The organism is Acanthopleuribacter pedis, from assembly GCF_017377855.1.
In the GTDB taxonomy this organism is placed as follows: Bacteria; Acidobacteriota; Holophagae; order Acanthopleuribacterales; family Acanthopleuribacteraceae; genus Acanthopleuribacter; species Acanthopleuribacter pedis.
On sequence record NZ_JAFREP010000013.1, the window covers coordinates 123,094 to 145,209 of the forward strand.

At 57.2% G+C, this 22,116-nt stretch carries 10 protein-coding genes; 4 read left to right on the forward strand and 6 right to left on the reverse strand.

The annotated features are described in order from the left end of the window. The first annotated feature begins 510 nt into the window (after window positions 1–510). Together J3U88_RS14090 and J3U88_RS14095 are read left to right on the forward strand one after the other, a co-directional pair. A complete protein-coding gene (locus J3U88_RS14090; RefSeq protein WP_207859504.1) occupies window positions 511–741 on the forward strand; it encodes a hypothetical protein in 231 nt (76 codons plus the stop codon). 1,182 nt (window positions 742–1,923) lie between these two features. After that, on the forward strand, window positions 1,924–2,757 hold the full coding sequence (locus J3U88_RS14095; protein ID WP_207859505.1) for a right-handed parallel beta-helix repeat-containing protein: 834 nt from the start codon (window positions 1,924–1,926) through the stop codon (window positions 2,755–2,757). A gap of 81 nt (window positions 2,758–2,838) precedes the next feature. Here J3U88_RS14095 and J3U88_RS14100 read toward each other — a convergent pair whose 3' ends face one another. From J3U88_RS14100 to lexA, 5 genes are all read right to left on the reverse strand, one after another. Further along, a complete protein-coding gene (locus tag J3U88_RS14100) occupies window positions 2,839–8,469 on the reverse strand; it encodes a PKD domain-containing protein (protein WP_207859506.1) in 5,631 nt (1,876 codons plus the stop codon). An 807-nt stretch (window positions 8,470–9,276) separates the two neighbouring features. Beyond that, entirely contained in the window at window positions 9,277–10,119 is an 843-nt protein-coding gene (locus J3U88_RS14105) for a response regulator (RefSeq protein ID WP_207859507.1), read from the reverse strand. Between the two features lie 878 nt (window positions 10,120–10,997). Further along, complete coding sequence (locus J3U88_RS14110) at window positions 10,998–13,988, reverse strand: DNA polymerase III subunit alpha (RefSeq protein WP_207859508.1); 2,991 nt, start codon at window positions 13,986–13,988, stop codon at window positions 10,998–11,000. Next, window positions 13,989–15,146, reverse strand: coding sequence for a DNA polymerase Y family protein (locus J3U88_RS14115; protein WP_207859509.1), 1,158 nt, complete (start codon window positions 15,144–15,146; stop codon window positions 13,989–13,991). A gap of 370 nt (window positions 15,147–15,516) precedes the next feature. Beyond that, window positions 15,517–16,146: a transcriptional repressor LexA gene (lexA, locus tag J3U88_RS14120; protein ID WP_207859510.1), complete on the reverse strand. Its 630-nt coding sequence runs from the start codon at window positions 16,144–16,146 to the stop codon at window positions 15,517–15,519. 569 nt (window positions 16,147–16,715) lie between these two features. On the opposite strand from lexA, the gene J3U88_RS14125 reads away from it, so the two are divergent. Continuing rightward, on the forward strand, window positions 16,716–18,032 hold the full coding sequence (locus J3U88_RS14125) for a glutamate ligase domain-containing protein (RefSeq protein WP_207859511.1): 1,317 nt from the start codon (window positions 16,716–16,718) through the stop codon (window positions 18,030–18,032). Between the two features lie 9 nt (window positions 18,033–18,041). Here J3U88_RS14125 and J3U88_RS14130 read toward each other — a convergent pair whose 3' ends face one another. Next, window positions 18,042–18,980: an SMP-30/gluconolactonase/LRE family protein gene (locus J3U88_RS14130; protein ID WP_207859512.1), complete on the reverse strand. Its 939-nt coding sequence runs from the start codon at window positions 18,978–18,980 to the stop codon at window positions 18,042–18,044. A 799-nt stretch (window positions 18,981–19,779) separates the two neighbouring features. Here J3U88_RS14130 and J3U88_RS14135 point away from each other — a divergent pair. Continuing rightward, on the forward strand, window positions 19,780–22,116 hold the full coding sequence (locus J3U88_RS14135; RefSeq protein WP_207859513.1) for an FHA domain-containing protein: 2,337 nt from the start codon (window positions 19,780–19,782) through the stop codon (window positions 22,114–22,116).

The window sequence follows — 22,116 nt, forward strand, 5'->3', positions numbered from 1 at the left end:
CAGACCACAAGCGTGGGTGATCACCCGCGACCTCCACGTTTTCTCCAAATTTGAACCCTATCTTGAGAAACAGTTCGACCAAAGACGCGGCCACGGGCACCAACGATCCGCGGCCGTGGAGAAGCACCAACCAATCACGTCACCCCAAAGATTCCCGCCACCGCGCGTTGCGACACGCCCGGCGGCTTTACGGACAGCCCAAGAAATACCAGGCCGGATTGATCTTTTTTTTCTTATTTTTCGCCTGGAAAGGATAACAAGCACTGCTACAATGCAGTCTTTGTCAACCAAATTGTCCTGAAATATTCCTGTCGCGCGCCCCGCACACCCCTTTTCCGGGGTTGATATCCTGGCGGCACGCGCCCTCCCCCTCCTGTTTCCCAACCGCGAATGCGCGGTCATTTCCCTCTAAAGAAGCGGGCCCACCCCTCCCTGGGACAAGCTTAGCCATGTGCCGACGTAAGAAGCCGGCCGCCAAGCTTGTCTCACGCCCGCTCAAGGAGTTCCAGAATGAAGCCCCAAGCCTCCCCCAAAAAAGGCCCCTTTCCCGTCGTCGGTGATTTTGATTGTCGGCTTTTTGATCACCTCAAACGCCTCTACCGCGAGGTCAAACGCGGCGCCCGCCTCGACGAACTCGTGCGCGGCCTCGACAACCCTTGGCTGCGCCAGGCGCACCGGGACGGCCTGCTCACCGAAGCGGGCTTGCGCGGTTTCTTCGAAGATCGCTCCCAAGGGTATTGACCCGCATTTCTCACAAGGAATTCTGCGACGGAACAACCCATGCGATTAGGGGTTTGCCTTCCGCGGGGCGGCGGTCCGCGTTACTCCGTCGAGCCGCCTTCGCCTCAGCTGCTACGCCGAATGGTCGGACCCCGAATGGTCGGACCCCGAATGGTCGGACCCCGAATGGTCGGACCCCGAAGGGTCGGACCCCTGTGCCGTGGCTTGGTCGCCATCTTCGTACGCACAAGGCTATCTGCTTTTCGCGGCAAATCCTTGTAAGCAATGCGGGTTTGCCCCAAGGAGATCCCCCGGCCCGGGCGGGCATCCCGGCCCGCGTTTCCATGCCCCAATCATGCCGCCTGTTCTTTTGACGACAATTCAGCCGTGAAAAGACGAGCCACTCTCCACTTTATGCACACAGGTCGTTTACCCAGGCAACCCGGAACGGCACGCGTTTTTATTTTTCTCAATCATTTTTTTCGACTGACGTGACAGCGCGTCATCTAGACCTATAAAACTATACTATTCAACACCTTAGATAATCGCCCCCACCGGCGCAATCCGGTCGACTCAAATCACATTTTGGTAAATTTACCTAGGGGACGCTTGACAGTTATTTTCTCGCGGATGCTAGAATCGCCTTAGTTAAGCATGATGAATCATTCATATGCCATGCGACCAAAGTACATTAATTGCTATGGTACCGTCCCCGGAACATGCTCCATGTTCCACGAGCCACCACTTCATAAATAACATGCCACACCACGCCGTCACACCACGCCACGCACCGCGTGAACCGTCTCCCGAAATCATTTTCGCCGCGGCGGCTCAATCGGTAATCGTGCGGCCTGGATCCGCCACAAAACACAGATAACCAAGAAGTTATCCAGCTATCCATACAAGGGACAACCGATTTTCCGCCAGTCTTCTATTACTATGAAAATCGGCTTCGTCCTCTCGTTCCATTCACAACGTTTATGTCGCCACCTTCGCCGACATCCGTTCTATTTCATGCATCTTTCATTTCATCGCATCGGTGAGCCTGTTTTCACCGGCCTATTTTTATGAATCGTCCCGATCAGGGCGCGACCCGTCGCGTCCATTGCCGAGACCTGCCTGCCGATTAGGCGCATTCTGCCTCAACACAGAGTCCTAATGTTTTGAATGGGTCTGCCATTCTCACCCAAAAAGAGGTTTAAGATGAGTCACCACTGGAAATTGTTAATCTGCTTCTCATTACTGCTATGCGCGACACAACCAATTCTTGCCCAAAACGACGACGCCGCCTGCCAACCCTGCGATCTCGGCGACGTTCTGGGCCTCAACCGCTCCGGCGAATGGAATGTTTATCCTTCCATCCAAAAAGCCCTGCTGGCCGTTTCCTACGAAGACCTGCAACGCGTGATTGTGTGCCCGGGATTTTATGAAGAAGTCCCGGTCATGGCCCACTTCAGCGACCTTATCTTCGAAGCCTGCGGCGCGGTCACCATTCAAGGTTTAACCCTGAAGGACGTCAGCAACGTGGTTATCAACGGGTTCACCGTGGATGCCGAGGGTTACTGGCAAGGCATCGGCCTCGGCTTCGGCTCGAGCTACGAAAACGACAACATCCTGATTCGCAACTGCCACATCATGAATTCCGGCGGCGCCGGCATCCAATTGCGTCCCTGGAACCAGCAAGTCATTATCGACGGCTGCACCTTCACCAACAACGTTCACGGTGTGAGCAGCATTCTGTTCGGCGGTCCCTACCTCATTCAAAACAGCACCTTTGTCGCCAACAGCATCGGTGCCGCCATGAGCCCCGAATCCCGGGTTACCTTTGACACCAACAGCTTCTACAACCACGAGTATTTCGGTATCACGCGCGGTCGTAGCTGGGCGGGTGTTAACTACAGCCACTGGATCACCCTCATCAACAACCAATTCGAAGAAAACGGCGGTTATGATGTGCCCGGCACCCACGACGCCAACCTGGGCAACATCCACTTGATCATCGACGAAACCGACCAACAGGAAGGTTACGCCCCGTAACGGCATAGCTTCAAACGACCGTCCCAAACAAGAAAAGGCGCCCATGAACGGGCGCCTTTTTTATTTGGGACAGTTGATGCTTTAGTCGAACTGAATCGAAAGCGTTACATCGGTGTAGGCACGGTAACCGTATTGCATCAAGATGTAGGTTTTGCCGGCGGCATTCTCAACGCTCAAGGCATCGGAACTGCCGCTGTTGGCGGAAACTGCATCATAGGATTGCAAGGTCGGCTCGCGGCCCTCGGCAAGGTACAGATCGCAATCGCCGTTGGGTCCGTTGACACTGATCTGCAGACGGTTCGCATTGGCGGGTGCCACAATACGGAAGTAGCGCGCGGCGTTGTTTGAGCCCCACAGACCGGAAACCGTACCGGCCTGACGCACGGTATAGGTGGGGGACGAATTCACCCCGAACATCAAGCCGTCAAAACCCGTGTAAGCGTGCAGCATCACGTAGACGGTTTGGCCGGCAACACCGCTGAGGTCGATGACCTCGCGGTTACCCGACTCCCAAGACCGGAACTGGAAGTCGGTCCGTGAAGGCGCCTCACCAAGCTTAACGTAGAGGTCGGCATCACCACTGCCACCCATGGCCACCAAACGAAGGGCGTTCACATCGGCGGGAACCGCGACACGTAACACCATTTCGCCACCGGTGCTTTCGGTCAAACCGAACAGGGTGGAGTCGACAGCCACACTGGGAACACCTTGGTTTTCAACGATTTCAATGACGGCCTCACGGGTTGCAACGCCGCCTTTTCCATCGTTAACAGCCACATTCACGGTGTAGGAACCCGGCGCGGCGTACGTATGCGCGGCAACGGTTCCTTCAAGCGTGGTCCCATCACCCATGGTCCAGGTGGTGGACAAGCTATCGCCGTCGGCATCCTCGGCAGCCACGCTGAACTCGGTCACCTCACCGACAAAACCCTGCTCGGGAACGGTCAGCGCGGTAATGACAGGCACGCGGTTCACCGCGGGTTGGATCAGAATGGTCCCGCGTTCCTCGGCACGACCACCACGACCGTCTTCCACGGTAACGGTCACAAAGAAGGAGCCGTCGCTTGCGTAGGTGTGGTTCACGGGGTTACCGGTCGCGCTGTTGCCGTCACCCAAGTCCCAGGTGTAGGTCAAGGTGTCGCCGTCCGCATCCGTCGCATTGACGTTCAGCGTCGCCGCTTCGCCAACGGTACCAAAACGCGGCAGCACCAAGCTGCTGATGACGGGTACGCGGTTTTCAGACTCAGTGATGTTCAGGGTCGCGGTGCGGTAGTCACGGCCGCCCTTGGTATCACGTACTTCAAGGTTGACGATAAACTGACCCACGCGCTCATAACTAAAGGAAACGGAGGGGCCTTCAGCTTGGCGTCCGTCACCGCTGGTCCACAGGATTTGCAGGGCGTCCCCGTCGGCATCCGTGACATTGGCGGTGAACGTTAATGTTTCACCAACTTTACCAGTCGTCGGAACCGACCAGTCTTCGATGACCGGCGCTTGGTTGTCCAAACGGGTCCCGCTCACCTGCAAGCTGGTGCCGCGCACATCCTCATAGCCGTAGAGACCAATCAGGTACTTCTTGCCGGCGGTGTTGCTCAAGCTGATCCGCTCTTCACCGGTTGAACCTTCCGACTTGGCGTCGTTGCGATCCGTGGTCGGCAGGTAACCCTCGGCAACGTACAAGTCGAGATCACCTTCGCCGCGGTTGGTTTCAAACACCAAATCGCCGTAATCTTGGGCGTCCACGAAGAAGTAGCGGTAGCTACCGCGTTCCACGTCAAGACGATCCCGCGTCTGGCCGGGGAAGATGTACTCCGCCATTTCCGTTTTCACGGTGAAGTCGAGGCCGGTCACGGCACGGTCCGCGACCAACAACACGTAGTAGTTTTGTTGACCGGGAACACCGACATCAATGGTTTTTTCGTCACGGTTTAGAACACCGGCCATGTCGTAATCGCCGGTGGTGGGAATCGCACCCGCCTTGAGGTACAGGCTCACATTGGCGGCGTCGTTTACAGCTGCAAATTGCAAACTGGTCCAGTTATCAACCGGCTCTACTTTGTACAGACGGGTTTCACCGGCGTCCAAAGCGATCGCCTCACGGGTTTCGTTGTGCCACAAACGTTCTGAGCCGTCGTTATCCAGAACATCGACCAGCACTTCTTGAGAAGCCCAGCCGCGATTCCGGCCGTCGTTCACGTTCAACCAGACCCGTTGGCGGCCTGACTGATTAAAGGTGAATTGAACGGTTTGCCCCACGACACCGCGGCCCGGTCCAAAACCCGAACGCCAGGTGTACTCAAGGGTGTCACCGTCGGGATCAACGGCCGTCGCCGACAGGGTCACCTGTTGGCCAATCAAAGGTCTTTGGGGATCCACGCTGACGGAAGTGATTTGCGGGGTTTGGTTGGGTTCACCCGAGGCGGTCACGGTTGTGGTCAACTCGGAGGAAGCACCCAAGGTATTGGTTGCGATCACCCGCACGTTGTAGGTGCCGGCACGCTCAAAGGTATGGAAAAGCGATTCACCGACGAACTGCAAATCGTCGCCGACGGTCCAGCGGTAGGTAAGTTCCAAACCATTGGGATCGTTAGCAATAACCCGTGCTTCAAATTGTGAATCAACCTGAACCTCGGCAGGCATCTCGATGCGCTCAATGACGGGAGCAATCGGAGAATTGTCGTCAATCACCTGCACATCGTCAATCGCACAGCGGTTGTTGTTCATTTGGCTCACGGAACCACGCAGCATCAAGCGCACTTGTTTGCCGCGAAATTCGGAGAGTTCGATGATGTGTTTTTTCCAGCTATTGGCAGCCCAGCGCGCTTGCGCCTTGGCGCCGACACCGCGGTGCCAGATCCCGTCGGCAAACACATCCACGCTGATTTCGGTCGTGACCGCGCCACGCAGGTAATGCATGAAGGTCAAACGTGGGTTGGCCATGCCGCTCAAATCGATACAAGGCGACATCAAGGCCGCGTCCATTCCGCCGGCACGGGTGACATCGGGCAGGTACAGGAAGGTGCCGTCACCGCCGGCGTCGCTCTCGGGACCGGTCCAAGTACCGGAACCATCGCTGATAACCTGAGTAGCGGGCAACCAGTCGGCTTTGTCATCGCGCTGGTTAATCCACTGACCCAACTGAATGCCGGCATCACTTTCGGTCAAACCATTGAAGTCATCGGCAAAGGCACCGCTAACAGGAAGACCTGGCACACCCACATAGTCTTCGGCGATTTTTTCAGCACTACCAAAAGCATTGCTCACGCGCAGCGTCACATCGTAAACGCCAGGCTCGCTGTAGGTTACAACAGGCTCTGCATCGGTAGAGGAAGCCGGAGAACCGCCGGGGAACAGCCACGTACGGTTGGTGGGCAAACCGGTTGAAAGGTCGCGGTAACGCACAACCATCCCGTCGCAGTTGGGTTCTTGGCGGGTTACGAATTCAGCCAAGGGGGCTTCTTTGCTCGCGGAGAAAAGTTCGCTGTCCCACATACCGCGTGAGAAGGTGGCAACACGCAAACGTTTGGCCGCGTATTGGATTTCCATTTCGTTTATGATGACGGGCGGCATGCCCTGGTTAAAGGCGATCCAATCATCGAAACCGGGCTCACGGTAGTAAACACCCAAGTCGGTACCGACATAGATCCGTTCGTCGCCACCCACATCTTGCACCAAGCAGTTGGCCTTCACTTGCGGCAAGGTGCCGGTGATGTTGGTCCAAGTGGCGCCGGCGTCGTCGGAGCGGAAGACGCGGCCGTCAACGGTTGCCGGGCTGGGGCGCACCACAATCCAGAGTTTGCGTGGATCGGCGTGGTCGGCCAACAGGTTGTGGATCGCATAACGGGTATCACCGGCCGGCGCAAAACGAATGGTGGACCAGGTCGCACCGCCGTCCGCGCTGCGGAAGAATTGGTCGGAACCACTGCTACCCGCGTAAAGAACCTGGTTATCGGCGGACGAAACCACCACATATTCCAGGTAACCGGCGCGGAGATCGCTGATTTTGGTCCAGGTATCGCCACGGTCGGTAGACTTGTAAACGTCGGAATAACCGGCGTACATCACGCCTTCCTGGCTGGGATCCAAAACGTACGGGGTAACCCAAGGACCGCGCAGGGAGGCACCGCTGTCTTCACGGGGTGTGATCGAACGACCGCTGCCGGTCGCCAGATCACGACGGTAAAGTGGGCCGTTTTGGGTACTGAAATAGACAATCGAATCCACGAAGGGATCGACGGCGCATTCCATACCGTCGGCGCCGTTAATTTTCTTCCAGCCGGCGCTGTCGTGCAAGCTGGTCCCGTTATCTTGAGAACCACCCAGGAAGTGAGATACGTCTTTTTGACTGGTACCCAAACGGTAAAACTGCATGATGTTCAGGCTATCGTTGAGGTGGTTGAAGGTCTCGCCGGCATCGTCGCTGCGATAGACACCACCGTCACAACCCACGTACAAAACGCCGTGGTGGATACCCATGTAATGAATGTCGTCGTGAACATAACGCGGGTTGGATTCGGAAGTTCCGAGATAAAGCCAGTCGGAACCACCGTTCACCGATTTCCAAATTTTGATGCCGCCGACGTAAATCACATCGGCATCTTGCGGATCGACGGTAATCGCCTGATCGTACCAGGCTTGCCCGTCATTGCCGCCGTTGAAGCGGGCGAACAGATTCGGTTTGTCGGCCATGAGTTGGTAGGTTGAACCGGCGTCGTCAGAGCGGTAAAAACCCTTGAGGCTGTTGCCGTTACTCACCAAGGCATAAACGCGCTCGGGATCGGCGGGGCTGACGGCGATGGAGGAACGACCGCCGGAAAGGGCGACTTGCTCGGACCAGTTCAAGCCGCCGTCGGTGGAACGCCACAGGGCGGCAGACATGGTAATGCCGTACATAACGTTGGGGTCATTGGGCTTAACCGCGATATCGCGGAAATAAGGATTGCCGCGGTCGGCGGGAAATGCGGCTTGCCAAGAAGCACCCGCGTCCAGCGTTTTGTAAAGGCCGCGGTTGGTGGCAACCCAGATAATGTCGTGGTTGTCGCGATGCATTTCGATGTCGTACATCATGGTCACGCCGTCGAGGACGGTGCGGTTCCAAGTCAAACCACCGTCCTCGGACTTGAGCATACCGACACTTTGGGTGTTGGAACTGTTGGGATCACCGGTAATCGCGTGAACCACGCGGGTATCGCGAGGATCAATGACCAAACCATTGCTGCCGAAGGTGGGCATCCCGGCGGTCATCGGTAACCAAACTTGGCCGCCGTCGGTGGTTTTCCAAATGCCTGCGGCGGGGGTGCAGAGGTACAGCGTTTGAGGATCGACAGGGTCGGCGAACACACCGTTCACCCGACCGATATCTTTGCCGTTTGGACCGCCGACAGGGCCGAGGGAAACCCAGTTACCCTCAAAGTCGGCGCGTTTCATGTGCTTGCGACGGGCCTCGGAATTCAGCCAGGCCTGCCATAATTCGGCCGTGTGGTTGAAACGACCGTCCTCGGACAAACGCTGCTCGGCGAAATACCGCCAACGCTCGAATTGTTTGTGGCCGGGACGACGCCCTTCCGTGGGTCGTTTTGACCAGTAGCCGTCAAAGGCCGCTTTAATTTCTTCGTAACGCACATCGGCGTCAGACATCATGGTTTGCCAATCGCCCGCGATGGTAGAGACCGACAGGGTGGCTATCAACAATAATTGCAACGTGAATTTCATCAATGATCATCCCTTCTGAGTGACATAGGACGCCCACCGCCGACCGGGATCGTCAAAACGGTTCCCGGTCGTCATGCACCAGACACGGTGGGCAAATCTCATCTCAACCCCCGTCGCACGGGTCGGAACACACCGATCCCTTTGCCGCCGGAAGCAATCCGATCCAAGCTCAAGTGACGGGATACCGCGGAGGGGGTATGGATGAGATAGGGTTGAAGTGAATAGAAAATCCGCGACCCGCTATAGGGGAAGCCGCCACCAGATCGTACGGAAACCAGATGTTTCAAGCGCATCAAACGAATACGAAGGTGGCGCAGCGTCGCGGAAAAGAAATGCGGTAACCGACATTTCCACGGGGCGGCTTAGTGCGGGAATAATGCCGAAAGCGAAAGCACGAGGCTAAAATCAACCATATCAGGGACCCACGTCACAGACAAACCGAGCCGGTGCACCGTGGGTAGAGAAAAGCCACGCAAAAAAACGAGTTTTGTTCAAATACAAAAAGTTAAAACTCAACTTCTTGGTTAACACAAAGTCAGTGCCAAGTGGTCTAACCAGACACACGCAACGACCCACCCGCTGAAATCATTAATATACAAGCTTTATATAGACACCGGCGTCAACTTCACGAACCGAACCCGCGTCATAAGCCCCAAGGCATTAGCTCAACCGCGACCAACCTCTCACCAACAAATCGAGAAAACATCAATTTAATGCGACATAGTTGATCATATCGAACCATAAAACACAAAAACCCCGCTCGCATGGAACGGGGTTTTTGCTGCTTGTTTTGGTGAAACCGAGGTTTTAGTCTTCTTCTTCCTCTTGAATCTCTTTGAGCATGGAACTCATCGCCGATTCGTAACACTGAGGGCAAACACTGTGGCTGACGTTGGCCACCGTGTGGCCTTGCAGGTATTCGTCAACACGCTGCCAGTAGTTGTCGTCGTCGCGAATTTTATGGCAGTACATGCACATCGGCAAAATACCCTGCAACACCTGGATCTCGTCCATGGCCTTTTGCAGTTCGACCACCTTGCGGTTCAGTTCCTTGGTACGCTCTTCAACCGCGCGTTCCAAATCTTCCACGTACCGACGCGCCCGCAGGCCCAGGTTCCACTTTTTGGTAAGCGCTAAAGCCATCTGCTTCACGGAAATCACATCGAAGGGCTTGCGCAAAAACATCAACTGATCGGTGGTCCCCACCTTGGCGAGGATCTTTTCCCAAGAGTAATCGGAGTAAGCGGTACAAATGACCATCTCGAGGTGGGGCCAACGCTCCCAAATGCGCTTAATCGTTTCAATCCCGTCCCAACCGGGCGGCATGCGCACATCCATAAACACCAAGGCAAACGGCTTGTCGTCCGCCTCCGCCTTCTCGACCAACCGAAACGCTTCTTCACCTTGATAGGCATGGGTCAGTTCGTAATAAGCGGGGTCGGGAGAACTGGTGGAAAGATCCTGGCCGGCCAAATCACCGAACAACCCTTTCTCAAGGTCGTCAAAGGAATCCAACTCTTCCGGCTGACTGGGAAGAATTTTGGTGAAATCCTCGTGAATGGCGGCATTATCGTCAACGATCAAAATGCGACGATTGCTTTCCTCTTCGGCGTTCTGTTGTTGCTCTTCAGCAACCTTGGTGTTTTGCATCAGAGTCCCCTTCCTTTCCAAATCCAAATCAACCTACCTCTCTCACGATGCGCTCCGCCGGGAACATGTTCCCAACCATGCAACGCGTTGGTTCCGCATCCCACGGGACCTGTTCCGCCTTGGTGTTACCGCGTTCACAAATCGCCACAACCACCACCTCAAATCAACGGAACGACGCCGCGTTGCCACCGCCGCCAAAAGCAGTGCACCCTGCCCAGCCGGGTTCTTGTTCGTGTTTCAATCGATCAACAGCCATAAAGAGACATGCACCCGATATTATACCCGAACTTGATCCAAACCAAGGGCGAACTTGCACCAATCCCGCGGCCGGCGCGGTCATCTCCGCCGAACCCGAGGTCGACGTTTTTTTCCAGGTAAGCATCTGGATTGGTTCACCTTTAAGTGTGTTTCCCAAGCATAAGGGAGACCACTTCCGTATTCTTGCATGTTTTCCAAAGAAAACAGTGCCGTTCCCCACGCCGCCCGGGCACACCCGGCGCGTTGCATTCACGATTAACGGGCCTGACGGCATCAATCGTTTTAACCGCTAAGCTTATCGTCATTTTGGAACCGTCACTTTACGTTTGTGTCTCAGTCCACCGACGTCGATCCCCGGTCGACACCAGAACCCGACACCGCATCCCGATCAGGGCCGGTCCACCGGAACCCGCAAACTACGCCCATCAAACACTGATAATTCGGTCAAGTGCGGGATTTACTTTAATTACGCTTTCAACGGAAAGCCGCCATGCGCCATACACGCCGGCTAACCCGTGTAAAACCCGTGGCAAATCCCGCCAAATGCGCCGGCAAGCGCCCCCGCCCCACCACGCATAAATTCGCCACCCAGCCTTCATTGCCTGAGGCCGCAAGGTCTCTTACAGGCGGACCAACGCCTCAATCGTCACGGATACCGCACCCATCTCATCACAAACGGTACCCTGTACGAGGTAAGCATGGGCGCGGTCCAGCAAGGGCGCGTATTGGGCGTAAGCACGCGGAAACAACACGGTTTCAAATACGTCGCTCTCATCCTCAAAGGTTAGAAAACTCATGGCCTCGTCCTCTTTGGTTGTTACCGTTTTGCCCGTAATCAACCAACCGGCCAAACACACCTTGCGCCCCACGTATCCCGCGATATCGGCCGCGCGGATACGCGCCACCTTGGCAAGCACTTCTTTATATAGATGGAGCGGATGGAGCGACACCAAAAACCCAAGTAACCGACGCTCCAACGCCAGCTTGGTGGCCGCCGGATAATCTTCCATTTCCGGCAACTCCTCGGCGCGCACCGGCGCATCCCACAAGTCCTCGTGCTGACGCTGATGGCAGGCAAACCAGTGCAAGGCGCGCCAGATCAGCGTCGGTCGGTTGCGTTCCGGCTCCAAGACATCAAAGCAACCGGCCAGGATCAGACGTTTGCACGCCTCCAACGGCGGACGTACCCGCTGTAAAAAGTCGTTCAAGTCCACATAAGGACCGTCCTGACGGACGGCGACAATCCGTTCGCGCAAGGCTTGCGGGATACCTTTGATTTGCATGAACCCGATGCGAATCGTACCGCGGTATCCGTGGTACGCCACCCGACTGCCGTTGATTTCCGGCGGCACCACGGTCAGCCCTAAACGACGCGCGTGGGACAGATACGCGTACGCGGAGTAGAACCCGCCCTGATTGGAAATCACGGCCGCCATGAATTCGGCCGGATAATGGAACTTCAGAAATGCGGACTTGAAACTCACCATCGCGTACGACGCCGAGTGCGGTTTGCAAAAGGAGTAACCGGCAAACGACATCATCATCTGCCAAATCGTATCGGCCCGCGCCTGATCCAAACCGTGCTTGATACAACCGGCGACAAACTTCTCACGGTAATCGGCCAACACCTTCTGCTTGTGTTTTTTGCTGATGATCTTGCGCAATACGTCGCCTTCCGCGGCGCTAAAACCGGCCACGGCCATCGCGGTCCGCGTCACATCCTCCTGGTAGATCATCAAACCGTGGCTCTCATCAAGCGTCGCCTCAAAATCGGGATGGATCGGCCGCCAGTTGGGCTTGCGGTCGGGCCGTCGCCGGCCCTGCTCATCGCACATCCAGCGGTGCCGCTTGATCCATTCGCCGGTCACCTTGTTGGCGGCGGGTCGGATAATAGAGGAAACGGCCACCAAGGTCTCAAAATCGCCCATGCGCACTTTTTGTAACAGTTGCCGGGTCGCCGGGGACTCGACGTAGAAACAACCCATGGTGTTGCCGGACCGGATCAGTTCACTGGTTCGCGGATCGTCAACGGGATTCAGCGAGGCATAGTCCATGTCCACGCGATAGTTCTCACGGACGGACGCCAAACAATCGCGAATCACGGCCAGCGAGCGGTTCCCCAAAAAGTCGAGCTTCACAAAACCGTAGTCCTCCACGCCGTCTTTGTCCCAAGGAACCACGTCGTAGCCAATCGGCATCGGCCGCAAGGGGCAGTGATGGGTAATCGGGTCGGGCGTAATCACCACCCCACCGCAATGCACGCTAATGTGGCGCGGGACGCCCTCTAAACGCCGCGCCAACTGCACGATTTCCGGCCAAGGATCGGCCAAATCCAACGCCCTTTTTTTGTCGCGCGCGCGCTTGTGTTTGACCAGGTCATGACTCACTTTTTCAATCTCACGCGCATCCAAACCATAAACCTTGGCCAGCTCGCGCATCGCCGAACGGGGCTGCAGGCGGTTGTGGTTACACACCATCGCGATATGCTCACCGCCGTAGCGCTGCCACAAGTAATCGCGTACCCGGTCCCGCTCGTCCCACGCGAAGTCAATGTCGATATCCGGCGGATCAACGCGGCCGGGGTTGAGGAAGCGCTCGAAAAAGAGGTTGTGCTTGATCGGATCAACGTGGGTAATACCCAACGCGTAAGAAACAATACTCGCCGCCGCGCTGCCCCGACCACAGGTCAACGAGAAACGGCCGACCACGTCTTCAATGACCAAAAAACAGTTGGAGAACCCCTTGCGCCGGATCATGTCCAACTCGCGGTCCGCCCGTTCACAGATTTGCGGCGTCAGTTGCCCGTAACGCCGCATCAAGCCGGCGTAGGTCTTGTCGCGCAGGACTTTTTGATGATCATCAAAACGAGACGGCGGAAAAATCAACGCGCCGATGGTCGGCACATAGGTACAGGCCTCGAGAATCTCGTGCGTCGCCCGCAGCGCTTTTGGTTCGGTTTCGAAACGGGCGATCATCTCGTCCGCGCTCGCCAAATAACTCGCCGCCGGCATCACCGCGTCCGGGTCGAGCCGTGACAGCTTGCTGTTGGTATCAATCGCGCGCAAGACACGGTGCAAATGGTGGGCCTCGGGGGTCACGGTATATGCATGTGCATTCGCCACCAAGGGCACCCCCCACCGTTCCCGACACCGACGTGCGCCCTTCAAATCTCCTGGCCACAAGTCGGCGTAAACCTCTGCTGTTGCATGTGTTTCTTCGAGAACGGCGTCGCAGTTGGTGATGACGATTAAACCCTCGTGCAAGTCGCGCAGGGCACGCGCGGGCGACCAACGCGGGTCGCGGTAGGCCTGGGTCAACATGGTACAGAGGTTGTGGTAACCCTCCCGCGTCTTCACCAGGCAGTGTGCCCACTCACCGTTGGCAACCAACTCGCAACCAACCACCGGCCGCAAGTCGTAGTCGCGGCATACCTGCAGATGCTCTACCAAACCGTACAACCCGTTGCGGTCACTCAGGGGAAACACCTTCTGCCCGCGCGCCCGCAAGACCTTGGCCAAGCCTTCAATCGGCGCCGTCCCCCACATCAACGAGTACTGGCTATGGATGTGGATGTGCTGAAAACGCGTTCCGGCCGCCGCGCCCGTCGCCATCTAACCCACCTGACCAAACAGTTCACCGCCACGCTGAATCGCATGACGCCCAAACCGTTTGCGGATTTGATCCAAATGGGGCGACACCTGTTCCGCCCCCGCCTCGGGGAACAGCGGCAACTGGGCATGATTTTCACGGATCGCCGGACAGCTCAAACTGAGGTAACGCACCCGCAGACGCCGATCACACCAGCGCGCGTAATGGCGCAACAAAGCCTTTTGCAAACCCTGCTCCTGTCGCGTGGGATGGAAGCGGATGTGGCGACGGCGCCAAACATCATCGGTAAAACGCAAAGCGAGACGGGCCTCGCTCGTCGCCGCCGAGGCCGCCCGCAGGCGCGCGCACAAGCGTGTCACCATTTGCAGCAAGGTCGCCTTAATAACCGAATCATCGTTGGTATCCGGTTGAAAACAATACTCTTCACACAATGCATTGCGATCATGGGGCGGGGTAACCGGCCGCGGGTCCACACCAAAAGCGTGGCGGTGCAAACGCAGTCCCAGCTCGCCCGCGGCAAAACCCATGAGGTGACGCGGCAAACGCTGGATGCGCTCAATGTTCTGTAGGTTCAACTCAAACAGCAACTTACGCACCCCCTTATCCTCCCACTCCGGCAGCGCACGACTCGACAACGGCGCTAAAAAGCCAGGCTCTTCGCCGAGCGCGACGGCGCATAGGGGTTCTTTTGCTTTTTGCACCTCTTTGGCCGCGATGGTGCTCACCAACTTATTGTGGGCGATGCCGACCGTGGCGGGCAGACGCAACGCCTCTTTCAGCCGGCGGTTCAATTTCAAGGCCGCGTTGTCCCAATTCCCATACATGGCGCGCATCCCACTCATATCCAGGGCGAAATGCCCGTAACCCAAGGGCTCGACCACCGGGCTAAAATGCTGTACCAGCCGCGATACCTGCTGATGCGCGCGACGGTACACCGGCTCGTCTGGAACCCGCACGGCGACGCCGGGAAAGGTGCGCTGCACGTAACTCAAACTCATGCCTTTGCTGATGCCGAGTTGCTTGGCGTCCGGCGAGGCGGCGGTCACGGTCGCGCGACCATGTTCTGGTGCAATCACCAGCGGGCGCGCCCATAGCGCGGGATCGCGCAAGCGTTCGATTTGGGTAAGAAACGACTCAATGTCGACATGAAAAACAGTCATCACAGCCTCACGAGATGGGTTGCCTTATTTCAGGGCACACGGGGATAGAGCACGGCCGTTACCGCACGAGACGGTCGGCGTGGGAGGGGGCAGAGGCGTGGCGTCGTCATGTGGGTAGAGCACGGCCCATGGCGCGACCGAACGCACCCACTCATGATGATGTCGGAATTTGGTGTTCGATTTGGCACGTTGCACCAAACCGCACAGCAAACGCCGTTGCCACGTGGTTGATGGAGATGACGGTTCGCTATTCGCGAAACCGATAGAGGGTCGCGGCGGCAGAGGATCCTACGCCGCCGCGAAGGACCCTAAAAGCCGCGTTTCGTGAAACCGAAAGAGGCGTTATCTGTTTGTCGAGAACCGCCGGGTTTTAGTCCTTTACACCCGGGCCCGCCGTGTTGCCTTCTTCATAACGGCGGTACAGGGAGTGGACCACCCCGCGGATTTCGAAACTGTCGCCGGGGTTGGCGTACAGCGGTTGCAAGGTTGCATTGGCGGGCTGTAAGCGAATGCGGTCACCCTCGTGGTAATACCGCTTCAGCGTTGCCTCGCCGTTAATGACCGCCACCACGGTTTGCCCGTTGTAGGCGGTCGTGTCGCGACGGATGATGACAATGTCGTTGTCAAGAATCCCGTCTTCAATCATTGAGTCGCCCTGCACCTCAAGCGCGTAGGCGCGCTCAGCCGGCACCTGTCCGGCAGGCACCTCAATGTACTGTTCGGTTTCAATCGCTTCCAGCGGTTGGCCGGCGGCAATGCGCCCAAACAGCGGAACCCGTACCGCTTGCGGCGGCGGCTCCACCAATTCGATGCTCCGTCGTTTGCCGGGATCGCGCACGATCAGGTCCGCCCGCTCCAGCACCTTCAGGTTTTTCGACATCGCTTGCTGCGACATGCCGAACATCTTGCCCAACTCCTGGACCGTTGGTACCGGTTCTCCTTTTTCCAAGATCTGCTTCAGCGCTTCATAAATCGTTTTCTGCCGTTCACTTAATCGCAAAGGTTCTCCTCACAATCTTCAGACTGAATCTCTTGCGGTTTCACCACCAGTTTGCAAAGCTTCGTGGTTTCGTTAACACGCAGCAACGATTAACAACGCCCTTTTCACAACCATATTAGGTTGTAAAAAAGTTGTTGTCAACGTACACATCGGCACCGCTCGGTTGTTAAGCGCCGCGTCACCGATTAAAAACGAGCCACGTCGGGGACACCCCCCTCGTCCTACGAAAAATAACCATGAGTCACGGAAACCAGCCGATAAAGTTGCCGATAAACAACTTGGCCACACGACATCACGCGACGTCGATCCCCGTGAAATGAATATTTTAAAAAAATTCGAAAGAAAAACATGCAAAAAAAGTATGCGTTGTGGCCGGCACCGCGTTTTTCTCCGAGGATTCTTTCCGAATTTTCCCGACACCTTGCCCCGAATCAACCCTTTTTTAGGCGGGCGCCGGACCAACGCCGCCATCATCCCGAATCACCGCACCAAACACCACCGTTCCACACCGCCATGCGCTAAAATGGCCAGGCGCCCATCGCGCCGGCTTTGAACATGGAGGTGTTTTTATGGTCGTCTCCGCCGACCGGTTTTCCCCGAACCCCGAGGCCTCGGCCTTCGAACCCCAATACCTCGTGGCACTCGACGAGCTCTATCACGCCGGCTGGGCCGCCCGCAAAAAACGCCGTATCCTTCTTGTACAGGACGCAATCCGCCACTTTTGGCCCAGCGGTCACCCCACCCGCCTCATCCACATCACCGGCACCAACGGCAAAGGTTCCGTCGCCCGTTACATCGCCGCCGGTCTGCGCTTCACCGGTCACACCGGCACCTGGACCAGCCCCCATGTGTTCGACTACGCCGAACGGCTTCACATGAACGGCGAACCCGCCGCGCACGCGGATATTGCCGATATCTACCACGGCATTCTCGAGCCCTACCAACGGGAACGCATCCGCCACCGCCCCGAGGACGCCCTCACCTTCGCCGAACAAGGTATCTTGCTTGCGCTCCACCTGTTCGCCCGCCGCACCGTCGGTTGGGCCGTCATCGAGGTCGGCAACGGCGGCCGCTATACGCCGCAAATGGCACTCGACGTCACCGCCTCGCTCCTCACCAACATCGCCGAGGACCACGCCAAAACCCTCGGCGCCCACGCCTGGCAACGCGCGCTCGAAAAAGCGGGCGTGGCCCGCAAAAACAAGCCGTTTTTCACCACCGCCGTTGAACCCAACCTATCTTATGTGGTCAAAACCGCCCGGAGCGAAGGCGCCGACGTTTTTGTCGTCAACGAAGAAGATACCGCCGCCGTGCAGCAGGTCCTCACCCGCCGCGAACCCGATTTCAAACTGCGCAACCTCGCGCTCGCTTGCCGCACCATTCAACACTTTTTTCCCGGCCTCGATTTGGCCACCCTCACCGGCAACATGACCCAGCACCTCACCGCCCGCTTCGAGGAAGTCGCCCCCAACATCATCGCCGACGTCGCCCACAACGCCGATAAGATCGCCAAACTCGCCGAGCAACTCCGCGTGCGTTACCCCGGCGAAACATTCCACTTTCTCGTCGGGCTTACCCGCTGCCGCGATCCGCGCGCGGTTTTCGCCCCGATCCTGCCGCTTGCCGAACGCCTCGTGGTCACCAACGCATCTTACGCGGGCCAATCCCCCCACGAGATCGCCAAGCAACTCAGCCGGGAAACAACCAACGTAACCGTTATTGAGGAACCCGCCCAGGCCCTCGCCCACGAACGAGAAAACCTACCGGAAGGCCGCCGCCTGGTGCTCACCGGCTCCGCGTACATGATCGACCAAGCCCTCAATCAAAACCCCTACCTCAAGGTGCTTAACGCAACCTTCGGGCGGCGCAACAAAACCGATGTCTAAACCGTTGCGCTAACGCGCCGCACAGGCCCCACCGCGATCACCGCAACGAACATGGGGTACCTCCACCAGACGGCGATCCGCATCATGCACGGTTAACCCACCGCCCTCCGTCACGTACAGCGAACACCCGCGGAACCCCGTCCCACGCCCAAAAGCCACCGAGGTCGGATTCTTCAAACCGGCGGCCACCTCAACCGGCCCCGCCGCCTCTCCCGTCAGGGGAACAGCCACCACCCGGCCTTTGGCGAAATCGGTCCCGTACAACCAGCCACGCTCGCTGTCGACCACCATGTCATCGAGCCATTCGGCATCGCGCGGCTTTAATAAGTGATGCGTCCGCACACGCCGCGCCGTGGCCAGGTCGAAAACCTGAATGGCACCGGTCGCCCACTCGCCCACGTAGAGGTGTTGCTTCGCCACATCCAACGCAAGCCCATTGGCGTAAGTTAGCTTTTCAGCGAAAACATCTACCGAACCTCGTTCAATATCGACGCGATAAACAACGCCGTCTTCCGGCAAAAAGCTGCGTGCACTGGATATGTAGGCAAAACGGTCGTGGACAACCAGCCCGTTTCCGCTCGACGGCAAGCTCGCGATAATTCGGTAGATCGAAGGCAATTCGGCACGAAACGCCACCAGATAGTTGCGTGCGAGCCAACGACCTTCCCGTCGCACCACCACCGCCAACACCTCGTCGCGCGCCTCGTCGACGGCCAAACCCATCACCGCCTGAAAATCACTTTGAACCAGTTCCATGTGATAGCGATTCTCACCACCTTCAAACAGGCGCCACACTTCACCGTGCGTGCTGTCGGAAAAAAACAAGTTCCCACGGCCGTCGAAGCACTGGTTCTCCAACCAAGCAAAACCCTCGGCAACCGTTCCGTCCGCGGCAGGTGCCGTCGCACCAACCATGAGCAACCCTAGTAACAGCGTCGTCCGTACCATCGCGCGCTCTCCTACCCTTTCACAGAAACACCCGTCTCAAAACCATAACTCTCTATCTCGGGCCTCGTTACTCGCGAAAAAAGGAGCAACCACGATAAATCAAACGAACCCTTGCCCCATTCTAAGTCAATTACGCTCAAAAATTCAGCCTTTCTTTTGTTTTCATTGACGAGCAACACCTTTTCTTTCAAGAACACACTTACCTAACAAAACAACGCGGCAAGTTTTCACAATCCGCATTGCCTTTCCCTTAATTGAGATTTAATCCATAGACCTTTATGTAAAAGAGCCCGGGGAACCAAAAGGTGCACCCATTTGGCGTAAATCAACGAGGAATGAGCGGAACGCCACCTTTACTTGCACTTGGCGCAACCAAGGCCGTCCCGCATCAACCAACAGGAACACCCACCGTCGGGCGGCATCCCCCCCGTCCTCGCATCGGTGGGCCGGTCGGGCCTCAACCGGTAACCACCTCTCGTCAAAGCCCTCAACCGGGAAAATCCCTCGCCGTTCGCGCCCGGCTCAGGTAGAATTTAACCGTGTGTCTCGGCAAAGCCGGACTCTTTGCACGAACCCGCATTGCTCACCAAGCACTCAGCTAAGGAACCGAAGCAGCTTTATCTAGGCCCTCCGGTCCATGAGGATTGCGGTACCTCCTCGGCAAACCACTAAAAATAGTGCATTTAGTCTCCACCGCCCGCGTTTTGGCCACAATCCGCGTCCGGCCCTGTCACCACCGGGACGCGGTCGACGCGCGAAAAAACCGATTTTGATTCAGTCCCACGTTCAAGGACCGTTTGTGTTGAAGCTCCACGTGATTCCCAGTGAAAGCGAACCTTTTTTTCATACAATTCGCGGCACGAACTTAATTATCGGCCGTTCGCCCGCTGCTGACTTGGTCATCTCCGAACAAAGCATTTCCCGCCGCCACGCGCGCCTTTTCCTGCGCAACCAAAAGTGGTTCATTGAAGATCTCGGCAGCCACAACGGAACCGTCGTCGACGATTACCTCGTTCGCCAACCCTACGCACTTGAACCCGGCGCGGTGATCCGCCTTTCAACCACCAAAATTACCGTGGCCGAAAGCCAAGAAGAAGAAACCATTCCCAGCATTGATGACGACGACGACGATACCCATCTCGCCTCACACCGTCTGTTCAAATCGGCCTCGGAAATGCTCGACAGCGCCCCCGGCGGCAACATTCTCACCGTCGAAGGTGAAAAAGATCTGCGCAAAGCGGCGGACCGCCTCAAGCTGCTCAACGAAATCCACTCCGCGTTGTCGAAACCCATTACCCGCGAGGAACTGCTCGACCTGGTCCTCGAACGCATCTTCGGTTTGCTCAACCCGGAAGAAGGCGCGGTCTACCTCAAAGGCGACGATGACGAATTTTACCCGGCGGCGACCCGTATTATCGAAGGCGTTAACCGCACCTTTACCTTCTCACGCAGCCTGATCCGCGAGGTCACCGAAAAACGCGTGGCGGCACTGGTTGCCGACGCCGAAACGGACGAACGTTTTTCCCATTCCCACAGCCTGGTCGGCACGGGCGTTCGCTCCCTCCTGGCCGCCCCCCTGCTGGACACGGAAGGTTCTCTCGGCATGATTGTGCTGGTTTCCCGCGTGTTCGTGCGCCAGTTCTCCGAGGACGACATGGCCCTGCTGGTTTCCCTCTCGGCCATCGCCGCCCTACACCTGCGCAACATGATGCTGGTGGAAAAATCGGCGGAACAGCTGCGCCAACTCAACCGCACGCTGGAACGCAAGGTCCAGGAACGCACCCGCGAACTGCAAGCGCGTAATGAAGAATTGGCCGGCCTCGACCGCGTTGTGCGCATGACCAACCGCGAATTCGCCCCCAACCGCGTCGTGCAAACCATCCTTGAACAAGGCATGATCCTCTTCCCGCAAACGGAACGCGGCGCTTTTCTCCAATGGCAGGAGCGCCGTCAGGAATTTGTTTATGCGGCGACCACCGGTTACGAAACCGACGCCCTTGACGACCTCAGCCTCACCCGCGAGCAACTCGAAAGCGATTACCTCCATCCCCGTTGCGAGGTCCACCGAGGTATCTACCTCCACCGCCAGAGCCCGGAAGAAACCGTCTCACCCGATCCCGGCTCCACCCTCACCATGACCATCAACCACCACAATGAACTGCTCGGCTGCCTAATCCTCGACTGTTTCTCCAGCACCGACGCCTTCGGCGAAGCCGACGCCAATAAGCTGGAACGCTACCGCGAACACGCGATTTCGGCACTGGCCAAAGCACGCGGCGTACAAGAACTCCACGACAAAAACGCCGAAATCTTGCGCAAGCAGAGCCAGTTGATCATGAAAGAGAAGATGGCCTCGATTGGGACCTTGGCGGCCGGCATCGCCCACGAAATCAAGAACCCGCTCAATTTCGTCAACAACTTGTCCGAGGTCGCCGACGAATTGCTGCGCGACCTCACCGAAAAGGTCCAACAACAGCAGGACAAACTCGACCCCGAGACTTTTGAAATCATGACCGACCTGATCCACGACCTCGAGCTCAACGCCGGGGTCACGCGCGAGCAAGGCCGCAAAGCCGACCGCATCGTCACCAGCATGATGGATTTGGCCCAAACCTCCAGCAAAAGCTTCCGCAAGGTCGATTTCAACGCGCTGGTGGAAAAGTACACCCACATGGCGTACCACGGCATCAGCGGCATCGATCCCGAGAACCATCCCATCACCATCGAACACGAGCTGGACAGCAACGTCGATCAAATCGACGTCGCCCCGCAAAGTATCAGCCGCACCGTGCTGAACTTAATCACCAACAGCCTCGAATCACTGATGCAAAAGTGCCAGAACCAAGGCCCCGACTACCAAGCCCGGGTCAAGGTACAAACCCGAAGTTTGGGCGAGTACATCACCCTTTCCGTATGGGACAACGGGCTTGGCATCCCCCACGATCACCGCAACCGCATCTTCACCCCGTTTTTCACCACCAAACCGGGCGGCAAAAACATCGGCCTGGGTTTGTCGATTGCCTACGACATCGTGGTGCTGGAACACCACGGCCAATTTGAGGTGAAAACGGTGGAGGGCGAGTCCTGTGAAATGGTGCTGCGTTTCCCGCGCCGCCAACACACGACCCGCGAATAG